Below are 13,795 nucleotides of genomic sequence, written 5' to 3' on the forward strand. Positions count from 1 at the left end.
ACAGGGATGAATCATGAACAAACACTGTTACCGCATCATTTTTAATCGCGCCCGTCGCATGCTGATGGTCGTTTCCGAACTGGCCCGCTGCCGCGCTGGCGATTCGGCTCGAGGCCCGGGCGGCATTGCTTCCTGCGTGGCCGTTCTGCGGCCTCTTACCGTGGCGTTATGGCTGGCCGGGGGACTGGTCAGCGCCGCGCAGGCGGGCACGATTACCGCCGATCGCGGTGCGCCCGGCGGGCAGCGACCAACCGTACTGCAAACCGGCAACGGTCTGCCGCAGATCAACATTCAAACGCCTAACGGCCAGGGGCTTTCCCACAATAAATACAGCCAGTTTGACGTCGGTGAGCGGGGGGCGATTTTAAATAACAGCCAGCACAGCACCCAGACCCAGCTGGCCGGTCAGGTAGCGGGTAACCCGTGGCTGGCGAAGGGATCGGCCAAAGTTATTCTCAACGAAGTCAACAGTATGAACCCCAGCCAGCTCCACGGTTTTGTTGAGGTAGCGGGCAAGAAAGCGGATGTGATTATCGCCAATCCGGCGGGGATCACCTGTAGCGGATGCGGTTTTATTAACGCCGGGCACAATACCCTGGCGGCCGGGCGCGTACAGATGAAAAACGGCCAGGTGGCGGGCTATGACGTCGATCGTGGGCGGATCACCATCAGCGGCGGCGGTATGGACGGCAGCCGTCAGGATTATACCCATCTGATTGCCCGCGCGGTGGAGGTGAACGCCCGATTACAGACCGGCGATTTGCAGGTGACCACCGGCCGCAATCAGACGGATGCCAACGGCAACGTCGTGGTAGTGAAAGCTGACGATCCAGCAGGCCGCCCGCAGTTTGCGGTGGACACCTCGTCGCTGGGCGGTATGTACGGCAGGCGCATCACGCTGGTGGGAACCGAGCGCGGCGTGGGGGTGCGTAACGCCGGAGAAATCGGCGCGATGCAGGGAAAATTCACGCTCAATGCGCAGGGGAAAATCGCCAACAGCGGCACGCTTTATGCGCAGCAGGATCTGGCGCTGAAAGCATCCCAGCTCGATAACCAGGGACATATCTCGACCGGCAGCAACCTGCAGATTGCCAGCCAGGGCGATGTGACGAATAAGGGGACGCTGAGTGCCGAAGGCCATCTGCAGCTGGACAGCAGCGGAAGGCTGCACAGCCAGGCCGGATCGGCGCTGACGGCGGGCGGTAACGCCACCGTGACTGCCCGCAGTATAGAAGCAGATGCCGGCAGTGCGATGGGCGCGGGGATCGACGGCAGCGGAAAAGCAACGCGCGCCGGGCAGCTGACGGTCAACGCGCAACAGCGTCTTGCCAGCCACGGCACGCATCTGAGCCACGACGGCTTTATTGCCTCCGGCCGCGAAGTGGATCTCTCCGGTAGTCAGAGCCGGGCAGCAACGGTTACCGTGACCGCCCGTGAAGGGAATATCAACGCTGACGATACGCTGATTGACGCACGGCAGGCCACGCTGAGTACGGCGCATGCCTTAACCACGCGGCGGAGCGCTATCGCTGCGGGCCAGCTGAACATCCGTGCGGCTGAAAAGATTGATAACACGGGTGGAACGCTGATTTCACGCGGCGAACAGGGTCTGGCGCTGACCAGCCAGCGGATAGATAACCGTGGCGGCACGCTGGCCAGCGCCGGGGATTTTTCCCTCAGCAGCTATTCTCTGGACAATACCGGTGGCGAGCTGGGCTCCGAAAACGGCAGTGTTGCGATCCAAAGCGATGATGTCAGCGGCGCGCAGGGCAAAATTCTTGCCGCTAAGGACCTGACGATTGGCGGCCAGCAGATCCTGCTGGACGGTGGCCTGACGCAGGGGCGCCAGGTTCGCGTACAGGGAACATCGCTGTCGATACAGAACGGCCAGCTGCTGCAAACCGGTAAGGGCGAGATGCAGATAAAGGCGACCGGCGATCTTCACGCTCGCGAGGGCGTGATTGAGAGTGCGGGAGCCATCGATCTGCGTGCGGCCAGCCTGGACAATAGCCTGGGACGCATTGCCAGCAACAACGCGCTGCGGGTGGCGACCGGTAATCTTAATAACGCTTCTGGCACGCTGCTCGGCGAGCATCTTGACGTCCGCGCGGATGCGCTGAATAACCGCGAAGGCACGCTGGAAGCGCTCCAGTCGCTCAATATTACCGCCGGTTCACTGGACAGCCAGCAGGGCTTTATCAGCGCCGATAGCGGTGATGCGAATCTGTCCGTCAGCGGGGAGATCGACAACCGTGGCGGAAACCTGCAAAGCGCGAAAAATCTGCACCTCAGTGCGGCGCAGCTGGCTAACCAGGACGGCAGAGTGCTGGCGGCCGACGGCCGGCTTCAGGGGGATTTCAGCGGCAGCGTAGATAACCGCAGCGGTAAATTTATTGCGCAGCAGCTGGCGATACAGGCTGCCGATCTTAACAACCAGCAGGGCGCGGTCAGTGCCGTTTCCGGCGAGGGTAAGCTGGACCTCTCGGGCGCGCTGGACAATCGCGGGGGAACTCTGGAAGGGGGAAGCGGGCTGACGCTGGCGGCTTCCTCGCTGGATAACACCGCCGGACGCATCGCTACGCCGGGAGCTATCCGCCTCGATCTGCGCGGCGGCGAGCTGATTAACGCACAAACTAACGCCGACGGGCTGGGTATTCTCAGCGGAGAGGCGCTGGCGCTTAACACCGGCGACCTCGATAACCGGCAGGGCAAGCTACAGGCGCAGAGCCTCGATCTCTCCGCCGCTCACATCGATAACCAGTCGGGTGTGCTGGCAGCCAGCGACCGGCTGAGCCTGAAAGGCAGCTCGCTGAATAATACGCAGGGTATGGTGAGTGCCGATGACGGGGCGGCATCGCTGGCGCTGTCCGGCCAGCTGATCAACCGGCTGGGTACGCTGCAAAGCCAGCAGGCGCTGACTCTTCAGGCCGCCTCGCTTGATAACAACGGCGGCACCGTGCTGTCTGCCACGGCGCAGATTATCGGCCAGCTCAGCGGCGCGCTGACTAACCTGGCGGGAAACCTGCTGGCAGGCACCTCGCTGGAGCTGCATGCCGGATCGGTTGATAACCAGCAGGGGGTTATTGCTGCTACCAACGGAGACAGCTCCCTGAACGCGGCGGGCCAGATTAATAACGAGGGCGGCGATATTGAAAGCAGCCAGCGCTTAACCCTGGATGCCGCGAGCGTAAAAAACAGCCAGGGCCAGCTGCTGGCCGGTGACGCGATGCAGATTTCCACCCGCGAGATGAACAACGCGGATGGGCTGATTCAGGCCAGCGATGCACTGGATATCAACACCCACGGCGGGGCGCTGATTAACGCTGATACGCTCACCGAAACCGGCGGAATTCGTGCTGGCGGTGCGTTGACGCTGAGCGCTGGCAACGTGGATAACCATAACGGTTTAATCAGCGGCGATACGTTCGCAGGCCTGGGACTGTCGTGGAACAATCTTGCCGGGGAGATCGACAGCCTGCATGCGCTGAGCCTGAGTGGAACCACGCTCGGTAACGGCCAGGGGCTGATTAGCGCCGGAGACGGTGACTTAACGGCATCGCTGACGCAGGCCATCGATAATCAGCAAGGCACGATGCAGAGCAGCCAGGGCCTGCACGTTACGGCCGCCGCGCTCAATAACACCAGCGGTTCTCTGCTGGCGGCGGGTAGCAGCGCCAGTGTGAAGGTGCAGAACGCGTTGACTAACCAGCAGGGGAAACTGCTGGCGAAAGACGATCTGCTGCTCAACGCTGGCAGCGTTGATAACGGTAACGGCCAGATGGTATCGACCAGCGGATCGTTAACCCTCTCAGCCGGAACCCTGAACAATCAGCTCGGCAGCCTGGCGGCGCAGAAAGATGTGCAGCTTGACGCCCAATCGCTGGACAACCGTGAAGGGACCATCACCAGCGTGGACGGTGCGCTGAATGCCCGGCTGGATGCGGGGATTGATAACCAGCACGGCGTGCTGCAAAGCGGAAACAGCGTCGCGCTTACCGGTGCATCGCTGGATAACCGCAGCGGTAAAGTGCTGGCCGTGGCAGGGAAAAATCAGATTACCGTACGCAACGAGCTGAATAATGCGCAGGGGCAGATTGTCAGCGGCGGGGCGACCGGGCTGCACGCTGCATCGCTGAGCAATCAGGACGGTGCCGTCAGCAGTAAAAACGGCGCGCTCGAGGTTAAGGTTAGCGGCGCGATCGATAACCAGCGGGGATCGCTGGAAGCCGCCGGGCCGGTGCAGATTAGCAGCACCAGCCTCGACAACCGTGAGGCATCAATCCTCTCGGCAAATGAATCACTGACGGTCAGCACCGCGCAGAGCCTGAACAATCAGCAGGGCCGCATTGCCGCCCGTAAAAACGTGACGCTGAGCGCCGACGGGCTGAATAACCAGCAGGGCACAGTGACCGCCGTTGACGAAACGCTGACGGTTCACGCCGGGAAGAACCTGGACAATAGTGACGGAACGCTGCAAAGCAGCGGCGATCTGTCAGTTGATACGCTCAGCCTGACCAACGCGCGCGGAACCCTTCAGTCCACTCAGGGAGACGGGCTGCTGACGATCGCCGGTTTGCTGGATAACCAGCTGGGCAGCATTGTCGCCAGCGGGGCGCTGACACTGAGCAGCGGCGATATCGATAACCGCAAAGGGGTGCTGTTGGCGGATTCCCTCGATCTGAGCAGCCAGCGGTTAACTAACCAGGCGGGATTAATTCAGGGCAGCGATAGCCTGCGTATTGATACCCACGGTCAGCAGCTCGACAACAGCGACACTAACGGTGATAAAACCGGGCTACGCAGCGGCGGTGCGCTGAATCTGATCGCGGGCGATGTGATCAACCAGGCCGGGCTGATTGCCGGGAAACTGCTGGATCTTAACCTCAGGAGCCTGAATAACCGCGCGGGGAGTATCGGCAGCGCTGAAGGCAGCAGGATCGCCAGCGGCGCGCTGGATAATCAGAATGGCGCGATCCAGTCCGGCGGCGACCTCAGCCTGGATACGCACGGTGCCGATCTGCATAACCAGCAGGGAAAACTGCTGGCCGACGGATCGCTTGCCATCAACAGCGGCAGCCTGAGTAACCAACAGGGCCTGATCCAGGGTGGCGCTGGCCTGTCTGTGCAGGGGAGCCGCGTTGACAATCAGCACGGCCAGATGCTTTCTGGCGCGGATCTGACGGCCAGCGTGGATTCGCTGGACAACACCGATGGCCTGCTGTTTGCCGCCGGGGATGCGCAGCTGGCGGTCCGGCAGAACGTACAAAACCAACAGGGGCTGATCAAAGCTGGCCAGGCGCTGAACCTGAGCGCCAGCCAGATTGACAATCAGCACACGCGCGGCAGCAAACAGGGCATTGAGGCGCAGGATCTGACGCTGAGCGCCGGCAGCCTCAACAATCAGGACGGTGCCCTGCGTGCGGGCGATACGTTGCAGGCCAGCGTGCGCGAGCAGCTCAATAACCAGAACGGCCTGATTTCGTCGCAGAACAGCCTGAAGGTGGGCCAGCCGGGTTCGCAGCTGGCGCTGAACAACGCGGGCGGCGACATCGTTGCCAACGGCGATGCCAGCCTGTGGCTTGGGAAGTTTGACGGTGCCGGGCGGATCGTCAGCGGCGGCAATCTTGGCCTGGATATCACTTCCGCTGTAAACCAGAGCGGGACGCTGGCTGCGGGTGACGATCTGGCTTTCAATACCCACGGCAACGCACTGACCAACAGCGGCGCGCTGAGCGCGGGCAAGCAGCTGACGCTGACCACCGGACAGCTGAACAATCAGCAGAGCGGTGACATCAATGCGGGCACGACCCACATCAATGCTTCCGGCATCCTCAATCAGGGGCTGATCGACGGTGGCGATGTGCTGTTGCGCACCGACACGCTGCACAACACCGGAACGGGGCGACTGTACGGTGACCGGCTGGTGATTGATGCGCGCACGCTGCTCAATGATAAGTCCGGAGAAACGGCTGCAACGATTGCTGCCCGCGACGATCTGACGATCGCCACCGATCGGCTGAGCAATCAGGATCACGGCCTGATCTACAGCAATGGCGGATTGAACATCGGCGGCAGGCTGAACGCTGCGGGTGAACTGACCGGCCAGGCATCGCAGGTTGAGAACCTGAGCGCCACCATTGAGGCGATGGGCGATCTTGGCATTGACGCTGCGAAGACGGAAAACCGCGACATCCACTTAACAGTCAGCAGCGATCTGAAAACCGTCTCCGTGACGCCGAACGTGCTGGAAGTTGAGATGTGCACCGGGGAAAAATGGACCGAGGGCTGCGGCAGGACGGACGGTCAGCACTACAGTTTCAAAGGGTATCTGGTTGAATTCAATAAGGATGAAAACAGCCCCGTTGCCTTTGACTTTGATCATGACGGGCGCAGCTACGCGCTGGATGAGCAGGGTAATCGCATCACCGTCGACGTTGACGGTAAGCCGCAGTACATCTACCTCTGGCAGGATAACGATAAGGATATCATCCGCTTTAATCTGCCGGGCGTATCCGGTGACGGGCGTCGATTCGATATTTTCTCCTACACCCAGAGCGTAAAAGAGCAGCAGGTCAGCGGCCAGGACAGCGCGGTGATCCGCAGCGGCGGCGATTTAACGCTGAACGGCGATCTGCACAATAAAGACAGCCAGGTGGTGGCCGGGCAGGATCTGCTGATTAACGGCAGCGTCGATAATGATGAAACCACCGTCCGGCAGGAAATCACCAAAGACGGCGTGGTGGTCAGAGCGGGTAAACGCAAGAGCCACAAGCAGACCCACTTTGAGGGGCAAGGCGTTTATCAGGCACCGGTGCAGGAAACGGATCTGCCGCTGCATCTGACCGTTCAGCAGCAGGGGCAGGGAGCGGGTGAAGGCCGGACGATCGCCCAACAGCAGTCAACCTCCGGTGCGGGCGGGCAGGCATCGGGGCTGAACGGCGCTGAAACGCTTGCCCGGCTGGGGCAGCAGACGCTGGTTAGCGAGGTGCCGCTGCCGTCCGGTCCGTCCGGGGATACGCAGCTGAAACCCGTGTCGGATGCCCTTTCCGACGGCAGCGGCGCTGCCGATCTGCAAATGCGGAAAACTTCGGACGGCATGACGGATGCCGCGCTCACCGGCGCGACGGACCTGACGGCCACCTCGGCGGGCAATACCGGCAGCACGCAGGATGGCGCTCAGATTGATGACACGCACAGCGGGCTGCCGGTAACGTCTCCTTCGCAGGATAACTGGGTGCTGCGCAGCGTGACCGGGCCAGTGAAACTGCCGGATAACAGCCTGTTCAGCCTGCATCCCGGCTCAGACAGCCATTACCTGGTTGAAACCGATCCGCGCTTTACCGACGGTAAGCAGGCGCTGAGCAGCAGTGCCTTCTACAGCCAGGACCAGCTGCAAAAACGGCTGGGGGACGGTTTCTACGAGCAGTCGCTGGTGCGGGATCAGGTGATGAAGGCCACCGGCCAGCGCTATCTTTCCGGCTACAGCGACGATGAAAGCCAGTACCGGGCGCTGCTCAGCAGCGGCAAATCCTTCACCGAGCGCTTTACGATCTCGCCAGGCGCGGACCTCACTGCGGAACAGATGGCACAGGTGACCGCTGATATGGTGCTGATGGTGAACCAGACGGTCACTCTGCCGGACGGAACCACGCAGGTGGTCAGCGTGCCGAAGCTGTATGCCCGCGTGCAGCCCGGCGATCTGCAGGGCAACGGCACCCTGCTGGCGGGTAACAGCGTGCGCATCAACACCGCCGACAAGGTGATTAACAGCGGCAGCATTAACGGGCGCGAGCTGACCGCCATTTCGGCGGGCAGCCTGCTGAACACCGGCGATATCAGCGGCAACATCACGCAGCTGGTGGCGACCGGGGATATCGTCAACCGGGGCGGGCAGCTGAAAGGCGGCGACCAGCTCACCCTGCAGGCCGGGAATGATATTCTCAGCCTGACCAGCAGCGAACAGCGGGGCAGCGAGAGCTGGCTGGGCCGCCAGGCGGGGATCGGGGTGACGAACGACGGCGGCCTGCTGTCGCTGAACGCCGGTCATGATATTCAGCTGACGGCCAGCGTGGTGAGCAGTCAGGGCCGCGACAGCACCACCCGGCTGACTGCGGGCAACGATATCACCCTGGACACGGCGAAGACCTCTCACGCCACCGACTACACCCGCAACAGCGAGAACTACGACCGTACGCTGGAAAGCCGTGAGGTCGGTTCCGTTGTCAGCGCCGGGGGCAGCCTGCTGATGCAGGCGGGGCGCGATATGAACCTGCGCGCGTCGGATGTGACGGCGAGCGGCGACGCCACGCTGCTGGCGGGCAATAACCTGAACCTGATGAGCGGGGAGGAGACGTGGGATCAGTCTTCCAGCGCGAAGTGGAAAAAACACGGGTTCCTGTCAAAGACCACGCATAAAATCCAGAGTGAGACGCATCAGCAGAGCGCGATCGGCAGCACTGTTTCCGGTGACACGCTGAAGGTGATGGCGGGTAACGACCTGACCGCATCGGGCAGCAATCTGCTGGGCACAAACGATGTGACGCTGAGCGCAGGCAACAACCTGACGCTGACCACCGCAGCCGAGTCCGATCACTCTGCCTCGGTTGAGCAGAAGAAAAAGTCCGGCTTCAGCGGCAGCGGCGGGATTGGTTTCTCGCTGGGGCATTCGTCGCAGAAACTGACCCGCGACGACAGCAGCAACGTGCAGAAGGGCAGCGTGGCGGGCAGCAGCGCGGGGAGCCTGACGCTGCAGGCCGGGAACGCGGCGACCGTGCACGGCAGCGACCTGGTGGCCGGTCAGGATCTGACGGTGCAGGGTAAAAACGTCAGCATCACGTCGGCGGAGAACAGCCACACCTCGCTGACGAAAAGCGAGGAGAAAAGCAGTGGCCTGACGCTGGGGTTATCCGGTACGGTGGGCAGCGCGCTGAACACCGCGGTGCATCAGGTGAAGGCGGCGAAAAAAGAGGAAAGCGGTCGTCTGGCGGCGCTGAAGGGCACGCAGGCAGCGCTGACCGGCTATCAGGCCGCTCAGGCGGCGCAGCTGGCGGCGGGCGCGGCTGGTGGGAGCTGCGACGGCAACATCGCCGGACTGACGCTGAGCTACGGTAAGCAGAAATCGAGCTCGGAGCAGCGGCAGGAAGAGCACAGTAGTTCAGGCAGTCAGCTGCAGGCGGGTCGGGATATGCATATCGCGGCGACGGCGGGCGACCTGACTGTGGAGGGCGCGCAGCTGAAGGCCGGGCAGGATATGGCGCTGTCGGCCAGCCGGGACATCAGCCTGACCTCGGGCAAAAACAGCACGCAGAGCAGTGGGCACAGCAGCAGCCACGGCGGTAGCGTGGGCGCAGGGCTGTCGGTGGGCGGCGGTGCGGCGGGCCTGAGCCTCTCGGCGAGCGCCAGTCAGAGCCGGGGCCACGAGAACGGCAGCAGCCTGACGCACACGGAGACAACGGCGGACGCCGGGCGGAACCTGACGCTGAACAGTGGCCGTGACGCGCTGCTGCAGGGCGCGCAGGTCAGCGGTGAATCGGTGAAAGCCGACATCGGGCGCGATCTGCTGATAGCCAGCGAGCAGGACCGCGACCACTACGACATGAAGCAGACCGGCAGCAGCGTCGGCGGCAGTGTCATCGGCGGTGCCGGTATCGGCGGGTCGGCCAGTTTGAGCGGCAGCCGGGATAAGATGAACAGCGACTTCGCCAGCGTGAAGGAGCAGTCGGGGCTGTTCGCCGGGAAAGGCGGGTTTGATATCACCGTGGGGAATCACACGCAGCTGGACGGCGGGGTGATAGCCAGTACGGCGGAGAAAGAGAAGAACCGGCTGGATACCGGCACGCTGGGCTGGAGCGATATCCACAATCAGGCGGATTATAAAACCGAACATCAGGGTGCGGGTATCAGCTCAGGCGGCAGCGTGGGCGATCAGTTTGTCGGCAATATGGCGAACAACACGCTGGTCGGCGCCAACGGCAGCGGGCACGACAGCAGCACGACGCACGCGGCGGTGGAAGACGGCACGATCATTATCCGCGACAAGGATAAACAGCAGCAGGATGTGGCGACGCTGGACCGCGATACGGAGCACGCCGCAAACGGCCTGAGCCCGATCTTTGATAAGGAGAAAGAGCAGAAGCGGCTGCAGGAAGCGCAGGTGATTGGGGAGATTGGTTCGCAGGCGATAGACATTGCGGCAACCCAGGGCCAGATAGCCGGGCAGAAGGCGGCGAAAGACCCGGCCGCGCTGAATGCGGCGAGAGAACAACTCGCTGCCGGGGGCAAGCCTTATACCGAATCGGATGTGGCGCAGCGGGCGTATAACAATGCGATGGCCTCATGGGGCACAGGGAGCGCGATCCAGCAGGGTATCCAGGCAGCTACGGCGGCGATACAGGGGCTGGCGGGCGGCAATGTGGGACAACTGCTGTCCGGTGCGGCTGCGCCGTATCTGGCCGAGCAGATCCACAAACTGGCCCCGGACGAAACGAGCCGTGCCATGGCGCACGCGGTGGTGGGTGCCATCGTGTCGTACGAGGCAGGAAACAGTGCGGCAGCGGGTGCTGCTGGTGCGGTCAGCGGCGAGCTGATGGCGCAGCTGGTGATGAATCAGCTCTACCCGGGTAAACGGGTCAGTGATCTGACGGAAACGGAGAAACAGACGGTCAGCGTGCTGGGCACACTGGCTGCGGGCCTGGCGGGAGGTATAACGGGCGGCAGTGCGGCGGATGGAATGGCCGGGGCGCAGGCGGGTAATAACTCGGTTGAGAATAATGTGTTTGGTTGTTCAGGCTCGTCAGACCCACTTTGTGTGGGTAAAAAAGACCTGCTCACAACCGGTGGTGGAGGCCTGGGGCCTGTGGGTGCCGGAGGCGCTGGCGCCGCGGGTGCGCTGGCAACCGGAGGTGATGATGATAAGGAGAGTCAGCCAAACGTCGGTAAAGACCTGACGGATAAAGACAAGGCGGATCTAGGTGGTGCCGGGTCGGGTACACCTGGAGGCTGGGGGCCGGAAGATGAGGAAAATGCTCGAAACAATGAATCCGTTAAGCAACAGCAGAAAAATCATTTTGATGAGCTGAGCAAACTTTATGACAAAAGTAACCCAATACAGGATCTTAATATAGATGGTCAAACAATCCGTCAGGGTGAAGTGAGTAATAATTATGGTACAACTAAAGTGTTTGAGAGCCAGAGCTTAACCGATCAACAAATCCAGAAGTATGCACAGCAGCTTGCAGGAGAAACACCCCTTAAAGAAGTTAGGTCGGGAATATATACAGCAAATTTATCGGATGGTTCTGTCATAACACTGAGGAATGTATCAACATCTGAAGCGAAAACTGGGGCTCGATGGACAGTGGATATACGTAATAGTCAAAGGCTAACTGACTTGGGGAATAAATATTCGCGCGTGGAGATTAAGTTTAAATGATTAGAGTGTTAAGTGAAAATGAATATAACGAGTTGGCTGATGCCGCTGAAGGCCAAACTCTTGATGCGGTTTTATGCTATTCAATGCCAGACTTATGCCCACCAGAATTTAGTTTTTCCGATAGAAGGGAAATATTCTTATGGGCGTTAGAACGTCTTTTATGTGATGGCCGATTAAAACTTGCTAAGCATGGTAAGTTTCTCGAAGGGAGTATTGAGGAACAGGTGGAAAGTTTTCGACAGGTTTTCCCTCAAACGGAAATAGAGATGGAAGATGGCATCTGGTTTTTCGATGAGATTTGTCCTGGAGGTGCTGTATGGGTGCTGAGTGACGGTAGCCTGGAATGGACATAAAAATGCTGGAAGAGTGAAATATATAATAAAACGGCCTGGCAACAGCGGGGAAGCGGCAGTGCCATCCAGGCGGCAACGGCGGCGATACAGGGGCTTGCGGGCAGTGATCTGAAGGCCGCGATAGCCGGTGGTGCCGCACCGTACATCGCAGAAATCATCAAGCAGTACGCCCCGGATGAAGCGAGCCGCGTCATGGCACATGCAGCAGTAGCTGGCGTGATAGCGGCAGCTCAGGGTAACTCAGCGGGTGCCGGTGCGGCAGGTGCCGCCACCACAGCACTGATGGGCGAAACCATCAAAAAAATGCTGTACGGAGATGTGCCGGTCAGCCAGCTGAGTGAGGAGCAGAAGCAGACTCTGGTGACGTTGGGAAGCCTGGCGGCAGGTCTTACTGGCGGGCTGACTGGTGGTGACACTGCTGGCGCGATGACCGGGGCACAGGCAGGCAAGAACGAACTCAGCAATAACATGACCGGTATGGGAAAGTAGCGGCAGCACATCGGGCGGGATGGCCGGAGCCCAGGCCGGCCAGAACGAACTCAGCAGTAACATGACCGGTATGGGTTTTTTGTCGCAGATACTGGCACAGGAAACGCTGAACTCGGCAGCAATGGCTGAAGCGGGCAAGGGCGGCGCAAATGAGCAGGCGGCGCTGGCGCTGACGAAGAAAGTGAAGGAAGGGCTGGATGCGGCCTGCCTGGCAAGTAGCAGCTGTGTGCTGATGGCAATTGCTGCTGTGCAGACTCAGCAGCATACCGACGGAGCAGGCGGGTGGACGGAAACGCTGCCGGTTCATGAGGATACAACGGGCAGTACGCTGGTGACGCCACTACCGGAAGAGAATAAAGGAACGGTGCTGGTGACGCCGGATCAGTCCGGGGAACAGGGCGCAACTCATACCGGAAATACTGACGACAGGCCGGATACAGGTAGCGGTATCATAGCAACCCCGATCCCGGATGGGCCGAGTAAGGATGATTCGGTTTATTTGTCTGAAGGCGATAAACCGGCAAATTTATCACCTGAAGGTTCAGCAAGGGCTGGGGCATTTAATGAAGCAAAGAGAAAATCTGGTATCCCTGTAACTCAAAGTCCGAGTAAAGTTTATCCAAATATTGATAAGCGCGGTAATCCTCAAGCCGGATATATCTATGAGTTTGAAGTGCCAAAATCTGGTGGTGGGAGCAAGAAAGTATATATTCGGGATGATGCGGGTGGCCATTTTTATGGCGATGACTCTAATCAAAATCGAGGTCCGCACTTTAATGATCAGCAAGGTAACCATTATGATTACTAATTACATAAAGCGATATGCGGAAGATTTAAGAAGCAGTAATGATATTGCTTGTTTTGATAAGATTTTTTTATCTTTGGATGGTGTTTCTGCGGTAAGTTGGGAATGGCAAGGGCATTCACGGAGAGAATATGGTGAAGAGCTATTGAGAAACATGTTTTCTCTTGTGAATCATGATGGTGGGAGTATGAATGTAATGGTGCAGCTAGTTCCAGAACAACCCAACACTGCAATGGTTAAATATAAAAAAACTTGGGGTTTGATCGAGAGTTGTGGGTTGAATTTGAATCTGATTGAAAATAGAATGTCCTTTATCGATAAAGGCTGTAATGGATTGATTTTAAGTGGTTTTGGTAGTGTTTCTAGTGATGTTACTCATGAGATTGAAAAGTTAATAAATTCGGAGGAGAGATTGTTTTTCTCAAATTTAACTCCGGACTTCGATTTTTCTGAAGAAAATTCAAATGGACGTTTGTCATTCTGGATAAATAGTATTATTCGAAATGATGGACTGGTTTTTTTTCATTTGGGTAGTTTTGATGAAAAAGACTCGGAGGTCGTTGTTGTTGGTAAAAAATATAATATAAGGAAGTTTTACGACTAAGCAAAACTTTTATAAGGAGAAAGAGCAGAAGCGGCTGCAGGAAGCGCAGGTTATCGGGGAGATCGGCAGCCAGGTTGGTGATATTGCCAGGACGCAGGGGGAGATAGCGGCAA

The 13,795-nt window shown here is 59.2% G+C and carries 5 protein-coding genes; all 5 read left to right on the plus strand.

Features of this window, described 5'->3' with window-relative positions; translation table 11 throughout:
- The first annotated feature begins 13 nt into the window (after positions 1-13).
- The 5 genes from JOE09_RS01110 to JOE09_RS01130 all read left to right on the plus strand — a co-directional run bounded on the left by JOE09_RS01110 (position 14) and on the right by JOE09_RS01130 (position 13,682).
- Positions 14-11,431 (plus strand): hemagglutinin repeat-containing protein, encoded by an 11,418-nt coding sequence (locus JOE09_RS01110; protein ID WP_205064473.1) that lies wholly within the window; start codon positions 14-16, stop codon positions 11,429-11,431.
- Positions 11,428-11,784, plus strand: a complete 357-nt coding sequence (locus JOE09_RS01115; protein WP_200543639.1) for a DUF596 domain-containing protein — start codon at positions 11,428-11,430, stop codon at positions 11,782-11,784. Before JOE09_RS01110 ends, JOE09_RS01115 begins: the two co-directional genes overlap by 4 nt.
- A gap of 192 nt (positions 11,785-11,976) precedes the next feature.
- On the plus strand, positions 11,977-12,273 hold the full coding sequence (locus JOE09_RS26065; protein ID WP_239552888.1) for a VENN motif pre-toxin domain-containing protein: 297 nt from the start codon (positions 11,977-11,979) through the stop codon (positions 12,271-12,273).
- 61 nt (positions 12,274-12,334) lie between these two features.
- Positions 12,335-13,081: an HNH/endonuclease VII fold putative polymorphic toxin gene (locus JOE09_RS01125; protein WP_239552889.1), complete on the plus strand. Its 747-nt coding sequence runs from the start codon at positions 12,335-12,337 to the stop codon at positions 13,079-13,081.
- Positions 13,071-13,682, plus strand: a complete 612-nt coding sequence (locus JOE09_RS01130; protein WP_205064474.1) for a hypothetical protein — start codon at positions 13,071-13,073, stop codon at positions 13,680-13,682. The genes JOE09_RS01125 and JOE09_RS01130 overlap by 11 nt, the downstream gene beginning before the upstream one ends.
- The last annotated feature ends 113 nt before the right edge of the window (positions 13,683-13,795 follow it).

The organism is Pantoea coffeiphila (genome assembly GCF_016909495.1).
Classification (GTDB): Bacteria; Pseudomonadota; Gammaproteobacteria; order Enterobacterales; family Enterobacteriaceae; genus Erwinia; species Erwinia coffeiphila.